The sequence below is a fragment of the Sphingomonas caseinilytica genome (genome assembly GCF_023516455.1).
GTDB lineage: Bacteria > Pseudomonadota > Alphaproteobacteria > Sphingomonadales > Sphingomonadaceae > Sphingomicrobium > Sphingomicrobium caseinilyticum.
Map to the genome: position 1 here is coordinate 256,255 of NZ_JAMGBA010000001.1, position 17,212 is coordinate 273,466.

Annotated in this window: 20 protein-coding genes and 3 tRNA genes; 16 read left to right on the top strand and 7 right to left on the bottom strand. The window is 62.8% G+C overall.

Features of this window, described 5'->3' with window-relative positions; translation table 11 throughout:
* The first annotated feature begins 3 nt into the window (after positions 1–3).
* The 4 genes from LZ496_RS01275 to LZ496_RS01290 all read left to right on the top strand — a co-directional run bounded on the left by LZ496_RS01275 (position 4) and on the right by LZ496_RS01290 (position 3,515).
* Entirely contained in the window at positions 4–522 is a 519-nt protein-coding gene (locus LZ496_RS01275) for a CPBP family glutamic-type intramembrane protease (protein ID WP_249902793.1), read from the top strand.
* Positions 523–564: 42 nt separating this feature from the next.
* A complete protein-coding gene (gene lon, locus LZ496_RS01280; protein ID WP_249902794.1) occupies positions 565–2,967 on the top strand; it encodes an endopeptidase La in 2,403 nt (800 codons plus the stop codon).
* A gap of 86 nt (positions 2,968–3,053) precedes the next feature.
* Positions 3,054–3,326: an HU family DNA-binding protein gene (locus tag LZ496_RS01285; RefSeq protein ID WP_249902795.1), complete on the top strand. Its 273-nt coding sequence runs from the start codon at positions 3,054–3,056 to the stop codon at positions 3,324–3,326.
* 114 nt (positions 3,327–3,440) lie between these two features.
* Positions 3,441–3,515, top strand: a tRNA-Val gene (locus LZ496_RS01290).
* A gap of 85 nt (positions 3,516–3,600) precedes the next feature.
* On the opposite strand, the gene LZ496_RS01295 is transcribed toward LZ496_RS01290, so the two are convergent.
* Complete coding sequence (locus tag LZ496_RS01295; RefSeq protein WP_249902796.1) at positions 3,601–4,317, bottom strand: Crp/Fnr family transcriptional regulator; 717 nt, start codon at positions 4,315–4,317, stop codon at positions 3,601–3,603.
* A gap of 82 nt (positions 4,318–4,399) precedes the next feature.
* Positions 4,400–4,825 (bottom strand): HIT family protein, encoded by a 426-nt coding sequence (locus LZ496_RS01300; RefSeq protein ID WP_249903826.1) that lies wholly within the window; start codon positions 4,823–4,825, stop codon positions 4,400–4,402.
* 95 nt (positions 4,826–4,920) lie between these two features.
* Between LZ496_RS01300 and LZ496_RS01305 the strand changes: the two genes are divergently transcribed.
* The 9 genes from LZ496_RS01305 (at position 4,921) to LZ496_RS01345 (ending at position 11,183) form a co-directional block, all read left to right on the top strand.
* A tRNA-His gene (locus LZ496_RS01305) sits at positions 4,921–4,997 on the top strand.
* Positions 4,998–5,087: 90 nt separating this feature from the next.
* Positions 5,088–6,137 carry a Glu/Leu/Phe/Val family dehydrogenase gene (locus LZ496_RS01310; RefSeq protein ID WP_249902797.1) on the top strand — a complete coding sequence of 350 codons (1,050 nt, stop codon included), beginning with the start codon at positions 5,088–5,090 and terminating at the stop codon, positions 6,135–6,137.
* Positions 6,138–6,249: 112 nt separating this feature from the next.
* Positions 6,250–6,969 carry a heme ABC transporter permease gene (locus LZ496_RS01315; protein WP_249903827.1) on the top strand — a complete coding sequence of 240 codons (720 nt, stop codon included), beginning with the start codon at positions 6,250–6,252 and terminating at the stop codon, positions 6,967–6,969.
* Complete coding sequence (locus LZ496_RS01320; RefSeq protein ID WP_249902798.1) at positions 6,966–7,097, top strand: heme exporter protein CcmD; 132 nt, start codon at positions 6,966–6,968, stop codon at positions 7,095–7,097. The genes LZ496_RS01315 and LZ496_RS01320 overlap by 4 nt, the downstream gene beginning before the upstream one ends.
* Positions 7,094–7,519 carry a cytochrome c maturation protein CcmE gene (gene ccmE / locus LZ496_RS01325; RefSeq protein WP_249902799.1) on the top strand — a complete coding sequence of 142 codons (426 nt, stop codon included), beginning with the start codon at positions 7,094–7,096 and terminating at the stop codon, positions 7,517–7,519. The genes LZ496_RS01320 and ccmE overlap by 4 nt, the downstream gene beginning before the upstream one ends.
* Positions 7,520–7,634: 115 nt before the next feature.
* Positions 7,635–9,557 (top strand): heme lyase CcmF/NrfE family subunit, encoded by a 1,923-nt coding sequence (locus LZ496_RS01330; RefSeq protein ID WP_249902800.1) that lies wholly within the window; start codon positions 7,635–7,637, stop codon positions 9,555–9,557.
* Positions 9,554–10,081, top strand: coding sequence for a DsbE family thiol:disulfide interchange protein (locus tag LZ496_RS01335; protein WP_249902801.1), 528 nt, complete (start codon positions 9,554–9,556; stop codon positions 10,079–10,081). The genes LZ496_RS01330 and LZ496_RS01335 overlap by 4 nt, the downstream gene beginning before the upstream one ends.
* A gap of 71 nt (positions 10,082–10,152) precedes the next feature.
* Positions 10,153–10,545, top strand: a complete 393-nt coding sequence (locus LZ496_RS01340; RefSeq protein ID WP_249902802.1) for a cytochrome c-type biogenesis protein — start codon at positions 10,153–10,155, stop codon at positions 10,543–10,545.
* Entirely contained in the window at positions 10,542–11,183 is a 642-nt protein-coding gene (locus LZ496_RS01345) for a tetratricopeptide repeat protein (protein WP_249902803.1), read from the top strand. The genes LZ496_RS01340 and LZ496_RS01345 overlap by 4 nt, the downstream gene beginning before the upstream one ends.
* Here the strand turns inward: LZ496_RS01345 and ald are convergent.
* Positions 11,168–12,268, bottom strand: a complete 1,101-nt coding sequence (gene ald, locus LZ496_RS01350) for an alanine dehydrogenase (protein ID WP_249902804.1) — start codon at positions 12,266–12,268, stop codon at positions 11,168–11,170. The genes LZ496_RS01345 and ald overlap by 16 nt on opposite strands.
* 187 nt (positions 12,269–12,455) lie before the next feature.
* On the opposite strand from ald, the gene LZ496_RS01355 reads away from it, so the two are divergent.
* Together LZ496_RS01355 and LZ496_RS01360 are read left to right on the top strand one after the other, a co-directional pair.
* Positions 12,456–14,405, top strand: a complete 1,950-nt coding sequence (locus LZ496_RS01355; protein ID WP_249902805.1) for a potassium transporter Kup — start codon at positions 12,456–12,458, stop codon at positions 14,403–14,405.
* An 81-nt stretch (positions 14,406–14,486) separates the two neighbouring features.
* Positions 14,487–14,996 carry a 2'-5' RNA ligase family protein gene (locus LZ496_RS01360; RefSeq protein WP_249902806.1) on the top strand — a complete coding sequence of 170 codons (510 nt, stop codon included), beginning with the start codon at positions 14,487–14,489 and terminating at the stop codon, positions 14,994–14,996.
* Here LZ496_RS01360 and LZ496_RS01365 read toward each other — a convergent pair.
* Complete coding sequence (locus LZ496_RS01365; protein WP_249902807.1) at positions 14,989–15,399, bottom strand: DUF3775 domain-containing protein; 411 nt, start codon at positions 15,397–15,399, stop codon at positions 14,989–14,991. The two genes, LZ496_RS01360 and LZ496_RS01365, sit on opposite strands and share 8 nt — an antisense overlap.
* 130 nt (positions 15,400–15,529) lie before the next feature.
* Here LZ496_RS01365 and LZ496_RS01370 point away from each other — a divergent pair.
* A tRNA-Met gene (locus tag LZ496_RS01370) sits at positions 15,530–15,606 on the top strand.
* 12 nt (positions 15,607–15,618) lie between these two features.
* Here the strand turns inward: LZ496_RS01370 and LZ496_RS01375 are convergent.
* The 3 genes from LZ496_RS01375 to LZ496_RS01385 are packed head-to-tail and all read right to left on the bottom strand — an operon-like array spanning position 15,619 to position 17,136.
* The gene (locus LZ496_RS01375; RefSeq protein WP_249902808.1) at positions 15,619–16,284 is read right to left on the bottom strand and encodes an MIP/aquaporin family protein; all 666 of its coding nucleotides are present in this window, start codon (positions 16,282–16,284) and stop codon (positions 15,619–15,621) included.
* On the bottom strand, positions 16,277–16,789 hold the full coding sequence (locus LZ496_RS01380; RefSeq protein ID WP_249902809.1) for an arsenate reductase ArsC: 513 nt from the start codon (positions 16,787–16,789) through the stop codon (positions 16,277–16,279). The genes LZ496_RS01375 and LZ496_RS01380 overlap by 8 nt, the downstream gene beginning before the upstream one ends.
* Positions 16,786–17,136, bottom strand: coding sequence for an ArsR/SmtB family transcription factor (locus tag LZ496_RS01385; RefSeq protein WP_249902810.1), 351 nt, complete (start codon positions 17,134–17,136; stop codon positions 16,786–16,788). Before LZ496_RS01385 ends, LZ496_RS01380 begins: the two co-directional genes overlap by 4 nt.
* Positions 17,137–17,212 lie beyond the last annotated feature (76 nt).

Below are 17,212 nucleotides of genomic sequence, written 5' to 3' on the forward strand. Positions count from 1 at the left end.
GGCGTGGCAACCTCTCAGCCGGTGCCGGCTTCGGGCCGGCTGTTCGATGACAGCTTCCTGAGGTTCTTTCCGGCGACGATGCGCGAGCCAAGGCGTGCCTGGCTCGCGATCCTGACCGGGTGGGCGTTCAGCATCGTCGGAAGCATTGCGCTAGCGGCGATTTCCGGAGCCATCGCGCCGGCCTTGGCGACGCCGGAGTTTCCAATGAAGGGCCCGATGGCCTTCTTCATGCTGGTCGTGTTCGCACCATTCGTCGAAACCTTGATCATGGCGGGCCTGCTGTCGCTGCTGCTCCGCTTCTTTTCGCCGTCCGCTTCGGTCTTGATCAGCGCCCTGGCCTGGGGTGCGGCCCATTCGTCAATGGCCTTGGGCTGGGGCCTGGTCATCTGGTGGCCCTTCCTGATCTTCTCGACACTCTATGTCGTTTGGCGCCAGCGCGGCTTCTGGGCTGCGGTCGGAATCGCCGCCACCACCCATGCGCTGCAGAATATGGCGCCCGGCCTCATAGTGGCGTTCGGCTGATCCTTCATTGCGCTGGCGGACAGGGCCGCCCATATAGGATTTATGACTAAACAGACGCTTCCCGTACTGCCTCTTCGTGACATCGTAGTATTCCCTCACCGCATCGTGCCGCTGTTCGTCGGGCGCGAGAAGTCGGTTGCGGCGCTTGAGGCCGCAATGGGGACCGACAAGCAATTGTTCCTCGTGGCTCAGCTCGATCCCGCCGAGGACGATCCGGACCGTGACGCGCTCTACGACCTCGGTGTAATTGCGACGGCCATGCAGCTCCTGAAGCTGCCCGATGGAACCGTCCGGGTTCTGGTCGAAGGCGCACAGCGCGCACGCCTTGTCGGTCTCAACGATGCGGACGGCTATCAGCAGGCGGAAGTCGAGCTGGTCGATGAGGAGATGGCCGAAGGTCCCGAGGCCGCGGCTTTGATGCGGTCGGTCATCGATCAGTTTGAAAATTACGCGAAGCTCAACAAAAGGCTTCCAGCCGAAACGTCGATGCAGCTCGGCGAGATCGACAATCCTTCCATACTCGCCGATGCCGTGGCCTCGAACCTGTCTATCAAGGTCGCCGACAAGCAGGCGCTGCTTGGCGAGCTCAATCCGGCGCGCCGCCTGGAAATGGTCTTTGCCTTCATGGAAGGCGAATTGGGCGTCCTCCAGGTCGAGAAGAAGATCCGCAGCCGCGTTAAGCGGCAAATGGAGAAGACTCAGCGCGAATATTATCTCAACGAGCAGCTGAAGGCGATCCAGCGCGAGCTCGGCAATGAGGCCGAGGACGGCGGCGACGAGCTCAATGAGCTGGCCGCCAAGATCCGCAAGACACGCCTCAGCAAGGAAGCACGCAACCGTGCCAATGCGGAGCTTAAGAAGCTTCGCGCCATGGCTCCGATGAGCGCGGAGGCGACCGTTGCGCGCAATTATCTCGATGTGCTGCTCGGCCTGCCGTGGGGCAAGAAGTCCCGCCTCAAGCGCGACATTGCCGAAGCCCAGCGCGTCCTTGATGAAGACCATTATGGCCTTGAGAAGGTCAAGGAACGGATCGTCGAGTATCTCGCGGTCCAGGCTCGCACCAACCGCCTCAAGGGTCCGATCCTTTGCCTGGTAGGCCCGCCGGGTGTCGGCAAGACCTCGCTCGGCCGCTCGATTGCTCGCGCCACGGGCCGCGAGTTCGCTCGCCAGTCGCTTGGCGGTGTTCGTGACGAGGCCGAGATCCGTGGCCATCGTCGCACCTATATCGGCTCGCTTCCCGGCAAGATTGTCGCCAATCTCAAGAAGGCAGGGACCAGCAATCCGCTGTTCCTGCTCGATGAGATCGACAAGCTTGGGCAGGACTTCCGCGGCGACCCCGCTTCGGCGCTTCTGGAGGTGCTCGACCCCGAACAGAACAGCCGCTTCCAGGACCATTATCTGGAAATCGACTATGATCTTTCGGACGTGATGTTCGTCACGACCGCCAATTCGCTCGATATGCCACAGCCACTGCTCGACCGAATGGAGATCATCCGCCTCGAAGGCTACACCGAGGATGAGAAGGTGGAGATTGCCAAGCGCCATCTCATCCCCAAGCAGATCGAGGCGCACGGCCTGAAGGACGGCGAACTAATCTTCACGGATGAGGGCCTGCGCTCGATCATCCGCCATTACACGCGCGAAGCCGGCGTCCGGACCTTGGAACGGGAACTGGCCAAGATTTCGCGCAAGGCACTTCGGCAGATTCTTGAAAGCAAGACCGAAAAGGCCACGCTCGAGGCAGACAATGTTGGCGATTATCTTGGCGTCCGCAAGTTTCGCTACGGCGTTGGCGAGGAAGAGGATCAAGTTGGTGCGGTTACCGGCCTCGCATGGACCGAGGTTGGCGGTGAGCTGCTGACGATTGAAGCTGTCACTGTCCCGGGCAAGGGCCAGATCAAGACGACCGGCAAGCTCGGCGAGGTGATGCAGGAATCGATCCAGGCGGCGATGAGCTTCGTCAAGGCGCGCGCTCCGGTCTATGGCGTCAAGCCGTCGATCTTCAGCACCAAGGACATCCACGTCCACTTGCCTGAAGGCGCTGTTCCCAAGGACGGCCCGTCCGCGGGTATCGGCATGGTGACGGCGATGATCTCTACGCTGACGGGAATTCCAGTCCGCCGCGATATCGCCATGACCGGCGAGGTCACGTTGCGCGGCCGCGTCCTTCCGATCGGCGGCCTGAAGGAAAAGCTGCTCGCGGCATTGCGGGGCGGAATTCGCATCGTGCTGATCCCGGCGGAGAACGAAAAGGATCTGGCCGAGATCCCTGCGACCGTGAAGGAAGCACTCGAGATTATTCCGGTCAGCCATGTCGATGAGGTGCTGGCAAAGGCGCTGACCCAAGCCATGACGCCGATTGAGTGGACCGATGCTGACGAGCAGGCGACCCAGCCCATGGTTCCACCTGCAGTCGGTGGGGACGGGGCCACCGTTCGTCATTAGGCCTTTGACTTGGGGCCAGGAAATTGCCTTAAGTCAATTTTTCTCGGTTTTCCGAGTCTCGTGCGGTTAATGCGGGAGCGTAAAAGATGAACAAGCAGGAATTGATCGGCCAGGTTGCCGAACGTGCGGGATTGTCACGGAATGACGCCAGCCGGGCCGTCGAAACCATGCTTGAGCTGATCACGTCGACGCTGAAGCGCGGGGATGAAGTCCGCCTTGTCGGATTCGGCAATTTCTCCGTCACCCGCCGCAAGGCTTCGACCGGCCGCAACCCGCGGACCGGCGAGCCGATGCAGATCAAGGCGACGTCCCAACCCAAGTTCCGTCCGGGCAAGGTCCTGAAGGACGCTGTTCAATAAGGTCCCGGCGCAGCTTGTCTGGGAGACAAGCGAGCAAGGGCCTCGTTTCTAGAGAGGTTTGACGTCTGGACAGAGGTTCGGCCCTCGCTTAAGGGCCGCTCACATTCCAGGCATGGGCGCGTAGCTCAGCGGTAGAGCACACCCTTCACACGGGTGGGGTCACAGGTTCAATCCCTGTCGCGCCCACCATGCCTGTAGTCGGACACTGAGCGCATACAGAAAAGCCCGCTCAAGCATAGGCTTGGCGGGCTTTTGTGTGATGGCATCCTAGGTTTTAGCGCAGATAACCCGGCTGGAACCCGCCGACGCGGCGAAGTTCTTCCCAATCCGTGAATTCCAACTCGCGTCCGCGGCGATGGATCAAGCCCTGCCGCTCCAGGTCGGCGAAGACGCGGTTCACATTGACCGACGTCTGGCCGGTAATGTCCGCGATCTGCTGCTGGGTGAATGGATTGATCATGCGCTGCGTGGTCGGGTCGATCCGCATCCGGGTGACCGTCTCGCACAGCAAGTGCGCGACGCGCGCCGTGGAATCGCGCCTGCCTGTATTGACCAGCCACTCATATCCGATCGCATTCTGGCGCTGGACGAGTTTCCAGAAGAAGCGTGCGACTTCGGGATTGGCATTGACGATCGCATCGAAATCGTCGGCCTTTCCGACCAGCACTTCGCTTCGTACGATCGCCTGGATCCCATAGTCGGCCGAACCGTCGTGCGGCAGGATGCCTTCTCCGGGAAAGCGCAGGGACACGATCTGCCGCCGGCCGCTGCCGTCGCTTTTGAACTTCGCGAGCAGGCCGGAACGGACCAGCATGACCTCGTCGCGCGGGACACCAGGTTCGCGGAACGACCGCCGCGGTTCAGCCTGCATGACCTTATGCGGCATGTTCAGAAACAGGTCGGCAAGTTTTGTGTCCAGTCCGGCCTGGACAAGTCTATCGCGCACGGTCACGCCGGAATCATCCGGGGCGCGCGCCCGTCGAATCGTCATTTCAATCTCCCCTGCCGGGACGCATGCTCTGCTTGCCGGGGTCGTGCAAGGATAATCCATTACGGGCGCGCATAAAATTAGGTTAGTTTTCAATAAGCCATGTCTGGGAAATGCGATTTCTTAACTGCTCATTGTCCTCCGGTGTCAGTTCTATAGCCGACTTAAGGTCCGGTTGGCCGGGCCAGCCTGCGTCGCTAAAGTCCAGTCCATTAAAGCTTTTTGAGCCCGAATACCGCGGCAAGACATGAAAGTGGACATGAGGATCCACCATCATCAGCATGAGATAGTTGATTTTTTCGTAGCCAAGACCGGTAAGCAAAGTCGCTTCAAGGTCCTTGGTTACCGTGGCGAGTTCCGCATGGGCTCCGGGCGGCAATTGGCCGAATGCCGTCGCATCGCCTTTGGCGGCCAGGATCAGCGAGCCGAGCGTCACCTGGGCGGGCCGAAGCAGCACCACCCAATGTTCATATTCGCGGATCAGACTGTCCGGATATCCGAACCTCAGCATCGTATCATTGGCCACGGGCCGGTCCTTTCGCTATCGCTTGCCAAGCTGGAGGCGCTTCCTTAAGGGGGCGGCGCGTCCCTTCAAGGCGCTATATGGCGATCGTAGCTCAGTTGGTTAGAGCACCGGTTTGTGGTACCGGGGGTCGCGGGTTCAAGTCCCGTCGATCGCCCCATTAATTCAGGCACTTAGCCTAAAAACAGACAATTGCTCCGACCGTTCGCGCTGAACCGGCTGGAGCGCGATCAGGCGGATGCATTTTCCCATGAACACTCCTTGGGGCTACCCCGACTTCGATGCGCATGAAGCGCTGCACTTCGTTAACGATGAGTCGACCGGTCTTCGTGCGATAATCGCCATGCACTCGACCCATCTGGGACCGGCCGCTGGCGGCACCCGTTTCTGGCACTATGCCGACGATGCCGAGGCGCTGACAGACGCGCTGCGCCTGTCCCGGGGCATGAGCTACAAGAACGCGATGGCCGGCCTCCCCTTGGGCGGCGGCAAGGCGGTCGTGCTTGCCAACAAGTCGCGCACCAAGACGCCGGAAATGCTTGCTGCCTTCGGTGCGGCGGTGAACGGCCTGTGCGGAAAATATGTGACCGCCGAGGACGTCGGCATGTCGGTCGCCGACATGATCGAAATCTCGAAGCAGACGAAGTTCGTTGCCGGCCTGCCTGTCGAAGGCGGCGCGGTTGGCGGGGATCCCGGTCCGCACACCTCGCTTGGCGTGTTCCTCGGCATCAAGGCTGCGGTGAAGCGCGCGCTGGGCAAGGACAGCCTCAATGGCCTCCACATCGCATTGCAGGGCGCTGGAAGCGTGGCCGGCGGCGTCGCGCGCCAGGCGGCCGCCGAAGGCGCGAAGCTGTCGATCGCCGACGTTGACCGGACCCGCGCCGAGAATCTCGCCGCGGAAACCGGCGGTTCGGTCGTGACTCCGGATGACATCCTGTTCCTTGAAGCGGACGTAGTCAGCCCCTGTGCGCTGGGCGCGATCCTGACCGAACAGTCGATTGCACGGCTAAACAGCCCGATCGTCGCCGGCGGCGCAAACAATCAGCTGGCAACGGCCGAGGACGGTCGCCGTCTGCAGGCGCGGGGCATCCTTTATGCGCCGGACTATGTCATCAACGCCGGCGGAATCATCAACGTGTCGACCGAATATCTTGGCGATGGTGGTCCCGACCTTGTCCGTTCGCGCGTGGAAGCAATTCCAGGCCGTCTCGAGCAGATCTGGTCGGAGAGCGCAGCGTCGCAGCAGGACCCGGCATCGGTGGCCGATGCAATGGCGCAAAAGCTGATCGGCCGCCGCTGATAGATATCGTGAACGTCATTGCGAGCCCAGCGAAGCAATCCAGCAACTTGGATTGCCGCGTCGCTTCGCTCCTCGCAATGACAAGCATGTTTGGCTAGAGACGCCCTACGCCATGCACGGTTACGCCAACCCCACCCGCTTCCTGAAGATCGCACGGCCCGCAACCGCGTGGCTGTTTGGCATCGGCTTGCTGCTGCTGGTGGCAGGAGCGTGGGGCGGGCTGACGATGACCCCGCCCGACTATCTGCAGGGCGATACGGTGCGCATCCTCTACATCCACGTGCCAGCGGCTTGGCTCGGCATGGCGGGGTGGGCGTCGATCGCCGCTGCCTCGATCAGCCAGCTTGTCTGGCGGCACCCGCTTGCCGCCGTCGCAGGCCGGGCCATCGCGCCGGCGGGCGCGACATTCGCGGCGCTATGCCTTGCGACCGGATCGATCTGGGGCCGTCCGACATGGGGCACCTGGTGGGAGTGGGACGGGCGCCTGACCTCCATGCTGATCCTTTTCTTCCTATACCTGGGCTACATCGCGCTTGCATCGGCGGAGCGGGAGCGGGGCGGCGATGGCCGCATGGCCGCGCTGTTCGGCGTGGTCGGGGCGATCAACTTGCCGATCATCCATTATTCGGTCCTGTGGTGGAGGACGCTGCACCAGGGCCAGTCGATCAGCATCGCGCAAGGATCGTCCATCGCGCCCGAACTGCTGTGGCCGCTGCCGCTGACCATGCTCGGATTCACCGCCCTGTTCGCCGCGGTCGCGCTGATGCGGATGCGGGCGGAACTCGCACGGCAGAAGGTCGAGGCCCGGTTGCGTCGGAGCATGGCTGAATGAACCAGTGGGCGTTTGTAGTTGCGGCGTACGGCGTGACAATTGTCGCGACGGTCGGGCTGTTGGCCTGGGCATTCCTGTCGATGCGGACAGCCGAGGCGGAAGCCGACGCGCTGAAGCGCCGCCAATGAAGGTAAAGCCAAAGCATCAACGGCTGGTCCTGGTTGTCCTCGCCGCGGCGGCGATGATCGGTGCGGTCCTGCTCGCCATGTGGGGCCTTCAGGACCGGGCGGCCTATTTCGTCACGCCTTCGGATATTGCCGCCGGAAAGGCTGCGCCGGACAAGGCCATGCGCCTCGGCGGGATGGTCGAGAAAGGATCGCTGAAGCGCGATCCGGATGGCGTGACCGTCCGCTTCACGGTTAGCGATGGAAAGTCCGAAACCCCCGTCGTGTTCCGCGGCATAACGCCCGACCTGTTCAAGGAAGGAAGCGGCGTCGTCGCCGAAGGACGGCTCGATCCCAACGGCCTGTTCGTTGCCGACAATATCCTCGCCAAGCATGACGAGCGCTACATGCCGCCGCAAATGGCGAATGAGGTGGCTGCACGGTGACACCCTTATCCGTCATGCTGAACGCGTTTCAGCATCCATACTTCCATGCTCACCGGGCTTCTCGAGGATGGACCCTGAAACGAGTTCAGGGTGACGTTCCTGGGAGCGGCGCTAAATGATCGCTGAGGCAGGCCTCGCTGCACTGTGGCTTGCAGCCGCGCTTTCCGCGCTTCAGCTGGCCTTGGCGTTCGGTCTCGGAGGCGAGCAGGGGCGTTCGCTGCCAACCATCCGCAGTGTCGCACTTGCTCAGGGCCTGCTTACGCTGCTCGCGTTCGGCGCCTTGATCGCGGTGTTCCTCAATAGCGATATGAGCGTGCTTCTGGTCGCCGAGAACAGCCACAGCGAGAAGCCCTGGCTCTATAAGTTCGCCGGTGCCTGGGGAAATCACGAAGGTTCGATGCTGCTGTGGGTGGCTGTGCTGGCGCTGTCCGGCGCGGTTGTCGCACTGTTCGAACATCGGCTCGACGAGCGTACATTGGGCGCCACCTTGGGAGCGCAGGCGGCGTTGGCCCTGGGTTTCTTCGCTTTCCTGCTGTTCGCTTCAAACCCGTTCGAACGGCTGGATCCGGCGCCGCTTGACGGCCGCGGGCTCAATCCGCTCCTCCAGGACCCCGGTCTCGCCTTCCATCCGCCGACGCTTTACCTCGGCTATGTCGGGCTGTCGGTCGCATTCAGCCTTGCCGTGGGCGGGCTGGTCCGAGGCAATTTCGGCCCGGCGATCGCTCGCGCAATGCGGCCGTGGGTCCTCGCGGCCTGGGTCCTGCTGACGCTAGGGATCACCGCCGGCAGCTACTGGGCCTATTATGAGCTCGGCTGGGGCGGCTGGTGGTTCTGGGACCCGGTCGAAAATGCCTCGCTGATGCCATGGCTCGCCGCCACCGCGCTGTTGCACAGCGTCAACGTGCTGGCGGCAAGGGGCGGCCTTCGCGCGTGGACGATGATGCTGGCCCTCATTGCCTTTTCGATGTCGATGGTCGGGACCTTCCTGGTGCGGTCGGGCATCCTGACGTCGGTTCACTCCTTCGCCGTCGACCCGACCCGGGGAACCTTCATCCTCGCCTTGCTGGCGATCTACATCGGCGGCGCCCTGACGTTGTTCGCGTTTCGCATTGCCCATGTGAAGGAAGGTTCGCCGTTCGAAGTGGTGAGCAGGGAAGGCGGTCTCGTCGCCAACAACCTCATCCTCTCTGTCATCCTCGGAGTGGTGTTCGTCGGAACGCTCTATCCGCTGCTCGCCGAGGCGCTGTCCGGCGAGAAATTGTCGGTCGGGCCGCCCTATTTCGATAGCGTCGCAAGTCCGATGGCGCTGGTTCTTGCCGTACTGATGATGATCGCTCCTCAGTTGAAATGGCGCCGCGATGCCGCGCCGATACTGCCAAGGGTGGCACCGGGGCTGCTGGTAGCCGTCGCCGTCCTGATCGCGTCCGTCATCCTTGCTCCGAACATCGGCATGTTGCCGCGCTTCGGTTTGGCAATCGGTGCCGGTTTGCTTCCTGCCAGCCTGCTGCCCTTGTTCGGCCGCTCCTTGAAGCGGACCCCGCTCGCCATCTGGGGAATGGCGATCGCGCATCTCGGGGTTGCCGTTGCGATCTTGGGCATGGCTTCGGACAGCGCATTCACGGAGGAAAGACTGGCTGCCGCGCGTCCGGGAGAAACCATCTCGATCGGCCCCTGGCTGGTCGAGTTCCGCAACGTCATGCCGGTTGCCGGGCCCAACTGGACGGCGCTGGAAGCGGAGCTTCGCGCATCCAAAGGCTCGGGCGCGCTCGTGCTCAACCCGCAAAGCCGCTTCTTCCCGTCGCCGCCGACGACCACCAATGAAGCAGCGATCGATACCAGCTGGAATGGCCAGCTCTACGCCGTCCTCGGCGAGCGCGACGAGCAGGGCCGATGGCAGCTTCGGCTGTGGTGGAAGCCGTTCGTCACCCTGATCTGGCTCGGCGGTATCCTGATCGCACTCGGCGGTGCCCTTGCGCTGGTCGGGCGGATGGTCCGGGAAAGGCGGCAGCGGATCCGGGGCGAAGAGGCATTCCTGTGAGCCGCCTGCTTCGCTTCTTGCCGCTTCTGGTCCTCGCTGCCTTCGTCGCGGCTGTCGCCTGGCGTTTGGGCAAGCCCGCCGAGGAAGAGATCCGATCCCAGCTCGTCGGACAACCAGTGCCGGCATTCGCACTGGCTCCGGCTTTACCAGGCAGGGCAGCGCTCGCCTCTTCGGATCTCGCTTCCGGCCAGCCGCGCATGATCAATGTCTTCGCCAGCTGGTGTGTGCCCTGCATTGCCGAGGCGCCCTTGCTGATGGAGTTGAAGCGGCAGGGCGTCACCATCGACGCGGTGGCCGTGCGGGACCGTCCGGAGGATATCGCGGCATTCCTCGCTCGTCACGGCGATCCGTTCGACCGGATTGGGTCGGACCCTGAAAGCCGTCTGCAGCTTGCGCTAGGATCGTCGGGTGTCCCGGAAAGCTTCATCGTCGATGGTCGCGGCATTATCCGCTACCAGCATATGGGCCCGATCGAGCCGGACGATCTGCCGGCAATCATGCGCGAGTGGGAGGCGGCAAGGTGACCAACCACTCGTCATTCCCGCGCAGGCGGGAACCTAGATTCTTGTTGGGCTGGGTCCCCGCCTGCGCGGGGATGACGATCTGTCTGTTACTAGCTTCACCTACGTTCGCCGACAGCGACCTGCCCGCCGCACGCTGGGCCAACCAGCAGCTGCCCGACGCTCGCCAGGAAGCACAGGCGAAGGCCCTGATGGAGGAGCTTCGCTGCCTCGTCTGCCAGGGGCAATCGATCGCCGACAGCGATGCCGAGCTTGCCGGCGACATGCGCGCCTTGGTCCGGCAGCGGATCGCCGCCGGCGAGCGGCCCGAGCAAGTCCGGAGCTGGCTGATCGAGCGTTACGGCAATTGGGTCAGCTATCGTCCGCCGGTCGAGCCGGTGACCTGGCCGCTGTGGCTGGCGCCGATCCTGCTCCTGCTTGCCGGTGGGTGGCTGCTGCGCAAGCGCCTGGTCCGGAGGCGCGGATGAGCGGCTATCTTCTGCTCGCGCTGCTCGCTTTGGGGGCTATTGGCCTGTTCTGGCTGATGAAGCTTCGTGGGCCGATGCTGACCCTGGTCGGCGCGGCCCTTGCCTTCGGCTCTGCGGGATATGCGCTGCAAGGAAGTCCGGGCCTAAGCGGCCAGCCGCGGGTTGCGGACAAGCGCGCCCCGCCGATGCCGCTCACCGGCGCGCGTCAAGCGATGACCGGCCGCTTCGATTATGCCGACACATGGCTCAACATGGCCGATGCGCTCGCCTCCCGGGGCAATACCGAGGACGCCGCCAAGCTGCTGCAGTCGCAGGTAGAGAGGCATCCGGGCGATTATAAATTGTGGGTTGGGCTGGGGAATGCGCTGACCGATCATGCCCGAACCATCACGCCGGCAGGGCGTCTGGCCTTCGAACGGGCTGCCGAGCTCGCGCCCGGCTACCCCGCACCACCGTTTTTCCTCGGTCTTGCCGAAGCGCGCTCCGGCAATCCGGAAGCAGCAATAAAGCTATGGCAGCAGATCCTCGCGGACGCGCCGGCCGATGCCAGCTGGCGTCCGATAGTCGAGGACGGGTTGCTGTTGATGCGGGGAGGGGCGGCACCGCCGCCCCCCGTTCGCCCTCAGGCGGGTTCGTAAGGAAGGTCGAGCGCCTCGGCGACCGCCTCATGGCGGATCTTGCCGCCCGAGACGTTGAGACCGTTGGCCAGATGCGGATCCTGCCGCATCGCCTCTTCTGCGCCAAGGTTCGCAAGCTTGATCGCGAAGGGCAGGGTCGCATTGTTGAGCGCGAAGGCCGAGGTACGGGCGACCGCGCCCGGCATGTTCGCGACGCAATAATGGATGACACCGTCGACCTCATAAACCGGGTCCGAATGGGTCGTCGCATGGCTGGTTTCAAAGCAGCCGCCCTGATCGATCGCGATGTCGACCAGCACCGAACCGCGCTTCATCGTCTTCAGCATGTCGCGGGTAACCAGCTTCGGCGCAGCCGCGCCCGGCACCAGCACCGCGCCAATGACCAGTTCGGCCTCATCGACCGCGCGGGCGATCGCATCGCGCGACGCATAGGCCGTCTTGATCTGGGATCCGAAGAACATGTCCAGCTCGGCCAGGCGTTCGTTCGAGATGTCGTAGATGGTGACGTCGGCGCGCATTCCGACCGCCATCTGCGCCGCGTTCACGCCGGCGACACCGCCGCCGAGGATTGCGACGCGCGCAGGGGCAACACCAGGGACGCCGCCCAGAAGCACGCCACGTCCGCCCGGTTCCTTTTCGAGGTAATGGGCGCCGACCTGGATCGACATGCGGCCCGCGACTTCGCTCATCGGCTTCAGGAGCGGGAGCGCGCCCGTGCGCGACGTCACCGTTTCATAGGCGATGCAGGTCGCGCCCGACTTCATCAGTCCCTCGGCCTGCGGCTTGTCGGCGGCGAGGTGGAGATAGGTGAACAGCAGGTGCCGCGACTCCAGCATCGCGATTTCCTGCGGCCGCGGCTCCTTCACCTTCACGATCATGTCGCTCTTGGCGAAGACATCCGCCGCGGTCGGCAGGATGGTCGCGCCGGCCTTTTGATAGGCGGCGTCCGGGCAGTCGATTCCCGAACCGGCCTTGGTCTCGACGAACACTTCATGACCGTGGGCGACCAGTTCGGCCACCGAGGCGGGAGTGAGGCCCACGCGATATTCATGAACCTTGATTTCTTTCGGCACTCCGACGCGCATGATGAGTTAGCTCCAATGAGGGAAAGTTTGCGGCCCTATAGCGGCGGCTGGGAATGATTGCAGCGCCTTTTTACGGGACAGGCCCGGGGCGGGCTATTGATTCCTGCTGCAGGCCAGTTGAGCCTGAAACGATCAAGGTCTAAGGCGGCGCGCCGCGCCCGCTCGGTGTCGTGAGGATCGAAACTGTATGAATAGCTCCGCCGCCGGGACTGCAGAGACCGCAACCGGCGATCAAGTCCTTGGACATGGACATGCTCAGGGGTCGCTAGCCAAGATGATGGTCGGCGCCGTCGGCATCGTGTTCGGCGACATCGGTACCTCGCCGATCTACGCCTTCCGCGAGACTTTCGCTGGTCACCATACGCTCCGGCCCGACGTCCTCCACATCTACGGCGTGCTCAGCCTCATCTTCTGGTCGATGCTGATCATCGTGGCGCTGAAATATGTCACGATCATCATGCGCGCGGACAATAAGGGCGAGGGCGGAAGCCTTGCGCTGCTGGCGCTGATCAACCGATCCGCCGCCGAGGGCGAGAAGAAGAAATGGACGGTCGGCATTGTCATGCTCGGCGTCTTCGCGACCGCCCTGTTCTACGGCGACAGCATGATCACTCCGGCCATCTCGGTCCTGTCGGCGGTCGAGGGCCTGACAACCGTCCAGGCCGGCTTTGAGCCCTATGTCGTCCCGACCGCGATCGGTATCCTGGTGGGGCTTTTCGCGATCCAGTCCCATGGCACGGCCCGTGTGGGCGCGCTGTTCGGGCCGATCATGCTGATCTACTTTCTGACCCTGGCGATGCTCGGCGGCATGCACATCGTGAAGCACCCGCAGGTGTTCTACGAGATGTTCAATCCGCTGAACGCCCTGCAATTCTACCTGGCCGAGCCGCTACCCGCGTTCATCGCGATGGGCAGCGTCGTCCTTTCGGTGACCGGCGCTGAAGCGCTTTACGCGGACATGGGCCATTTCGGACGCCGGCCGATCAAGTTCAGCTGGCTATACTTCGTCATGCCGGCGCTGCTCCTCAACTATATGGGGCAGGGCGCCTTGCTCCTGTCGCAGGACCCGGCCGAAGCACTTGAAACGGTCAAGAACCCATTCTTCTTCCTTGCGCCCGAAGGCTTGCGACTGCCGCTGGTCATCCTGGCCACCATGGCCACGATCATCGCCAGCCAGGCGGTCATTTCCGGCGCCTTCTCGGTCACCCAGCAGGCGATCCAACTGGGCTTTATCCCGCGCCTGCGCATCACCCACACCAGCGAGCATGCCGCCGGCCAGATCTACATCCCGGTCGTCAATTGGGCGCTGATGATCATGGTCATCCTGCTGGTCCTGATGTTCGGCTCCTCGTCGAACCTCGCCGCTGCCTATGGCATCGCGGTGACCGGCGCGATGCTGATCGACGGCGTGCTGATCACGGTGGTGCTGATCACCTTGTGGAAATGGCCGTCGTGGAAGGCGATCCCGCTGCTTGTGATCTTCTTCACGATCGACATTCTCTACTTCGGCGCGAACCTCCTGAAGGTCCCGGATGGAGGCTGGTTCCCGCTCCTGATCGGCGCGATCGCCTTCACGTTGCTCACCACATGGGCCAAGGGCCGCAAGCTGATGATCGACCGCATGGCCGAAGCCAGCTTGCCCATCGAAGTGTTCATCAAGTCCGCCGCCACCAGCGCGGCGCGCGTTCCCGGGACCGCGGTGTTCATGACCACCTCGATGACCGGCGTTCCGCACGCGCTGCTCCACAATCTGAAGCACAACAAGGTGCTTCACGAGCGGGTGATGCTGCTCACCGTCAGGATCGAGGACGTTCCCTTCGTCGGCGGACAGCGGCGCATCGAAACCAAGGATTATGGCGCCGGCTTCTACCGGATCATCATCCGCTACGGCTTCATGGAGGAAATCGACGTCCCCGCGGCGCTTGCCCAGGTCAAGGCATGCGGCCCGCAATTCAAGATGATGGACACCAGCTTCTTCCTCGCCCGCCAGACCCTAATCGCCTCGGCCCGGCCCGGCATGGCCATCTGGCGCGAAAAGCTGTTCGCCTGGATGCTCCGAAACGCCGAAAGCGCGATGGAGTTCTTCAAGCTGCCGACGAACCGCGTGGTGGAATTGGGTTCGCAGGTAGAGATCTAAATCATGTCGTCATTGCGAGGAGCGCAGCGACGCGGCAATCCAGCCTGGATTGCTTCGCTTCGCTCGCAATGACGAACTGACATGGCAGGTCCCCTCATCGTCACCGCGCAATTCGCAAAGGACGATCATGCCTGGCTCGAAGGGCTCAGGCGCGCGCATTACCCCTTCGACCAGAACCGCGTCCCGGTCCATCTCACCATGTTCCAGGGCCTGCCGCCCTCGGCTGAGGAGGAGGTTCGACATCAGCTGGCGCTCCATGTCGCCGCGCCGCCGCCACGCGCCTCGATCGAGGGCCTGATGAACCTCAGCAGCGGAGTAGCCTACCGCGTGGTTTCCGACGAGCTCGAATCGATCCGCGATTCCATCGCCGATCATTTCCACGGAATGCTGTGCGCTCCGGACGCCGGCGGCTGGCGCCCGCACATCACCATCCAGAACAAGGTTTCCGCCCGCGAGGCAAAGGCGCTGCTCGATAAGCTGGAACGCGATTTCAGGCCGCGTCCGCTCGGCATTTCCGGGCTGTTGCTTCACCGCTATCGCGGCGGTCCGTGGGAAACGCTTGCGACCTACAAGTTTCGCGGCGCTAGCTGAGGTCGCCGACTCCGTTGCAGCTCAGGTCGAACGCCGCCATCCCGGCCTCCAGCACCGACGCCAGCATCGGCATTTCAAGGAGCTCCTCGGAGACATTGCCGACGGCGGATGCTTCCTCGATCGCTTCGTCCCAATCTGCCGCGTCATAGGTGCCCTGGCCGACCCAGGCGAAGGCGAGCAGTTCGGCCTGCTGATCCTCGGCGAGGTCGTCGATTGCCGCGGTCAGCTCTTCCTCGACCCCGGTGTTGATCGAATCGTCGAGGACTGAAAGCGTGCCTTCACCTTCGTCGTCGACATTTTCCGGTGCTTCGTTGCCGTCATAATCGGACGGAACCTGCGCTTCATATTCGCGGGCGCGAAGGATGATCCGGCAAAGGGTTTCCAAAGGAGTAAGCGGTTCCATCGAGTCACAGGCCTCCAGTTCCTCGCCCTTGAACGAGGGGAGGGGTGGGCGGTTCCCACCCTCTTGTTGACGCCCAAAACTATGCCACCTATAGGCTCGCCGCGCCCCCAAAGGGCAAGCCTTTTTCAGGGGCGGAGTAGCTCAGCTGGTTAGAGCAGCGGAATCATAATCCGCGTGTCGGGGGTTCAAGTCCCTCCTCCGCTACCATTTCCCACATGGTCACTCGGATTTTTCGAAAAGTGACCTTCCGACCAAGGCACCCACTGCCGCTCCGGCAAATTGGGCGAAAATAAACATCGGCACATTGGCCGGTGCGATGCCGGCGAAGCTGTTACTGAGGCTGCGGACGATGGTGATCGCCGGATTGGCGAAACTGGTCGACGACGTGAACCAGTAGGCGGCCGTAATATACAGCGCGACAGACGCGGGAACGGCATTCGGCCGGTGCCGCACCGTGCCGATAATGGTGAGGATCAGGCCGAACGTGGCTACCATTTCGCCCGTCCATTGGCCGATTCCTGACCGCGCCTTCACCGACGCCTGCAGGATCGGCAAATCGAACATGAGTTGGGCGGCGAAAGCGCCAAGCAATCCACCGGCAAGCTGAGCGGCCACATAGGGCAGGACGTCACGCCACGGCAGCTCCCGACGCTGGGCCATGACCACCGTAACCGCCGGATTGAAGTGGGCGCCCGACACCGGCCCAATCATGGCGATCAGCACGAACAATATCGCGCCGGTCGCGAGGGTATTGCCCAGGAGCGCTATCGCGACATTCCCGCCCGACAGTGCCTCGGCCATGATGCCCGAGCCGATCACCGTCCCGAACAGGATGAAGGAACCGACGGCTTCCGCGGCAAGGCGGCGCCCAAGCGTCTCAGCCAACGGTCGACCCTTGGTCCGCCGTCTTTCCAATTTCCTTGATCCGGTTCCGAAGGCTGAGTTCGTCAATGTCCTCGATCGGCAGCGCGAGGAACAGCTGGATGCGCCGTTGGAGCTGCTGAAAGGCGTTCCAGAAGGCCTGCTCCTGCCTGGCGCCTTCGACTGCCGCCGGATCCTCGATGCCCCAATGCGCCGTCATCGGTTGGCCCGGCCAGATCGGGCAAACCTCGCCGGCGGCGTTGTCGCAAACGGTGAATACGAAATCGAGTGCTGGCGCTCCCGGCCTGGCAAACTCGTCCCAGCTTTTGGATCGAAGCCCGTCGGTTTCATATTCCAGCTCGTTGAGCAGCTCGATCGCTGCTGGATGAACCTGGCCTTTGGGAAGACTCCCTGCCGAATATGCATGAAAGCGTCCCATGCCTTGGCTGTTCAGGATCGCTTCGGCCAAGATTGATCGAGCCGAGTTTCCAGTACAAAGGAACAGGACATTGTAGGGCGGCTTGGTCATGCGGATATCCTCGGACTGGACCGTTCTTCGGAAGTCGAACAATCGGCCCCGCCGCAGCAATTTTCGGTCAGGAAGCCGATCAGCCGGTTCATCGAGCTGAAGTTGGCGGAATAGATGATCGATCGGCTCTCGCGGCGCTGGTCGATCAGCCCGGCGCGATTAAGATGGGCGAGATGGAAGCTCAGCGAGCTATTGGGAACTCCGAGGGCTTCAGCCAACGCCCCAGCGGCCAGGCCGGATGGGCCTGCTTGCACAAGCAAGCGGAATAATTCCAATCGGTGCGCTTGCGCCAAGCTAGCCAATGCAGCGACGGCCTCGTCGGGTGAGGGCAAGCGATTCGTTTCCATATTTCGACTAATATGGAAACATTGGTCCAAAGCAAACGCATTCGAAGCTCGTCAGCCAGAAGCTTGCGAGCCCGAT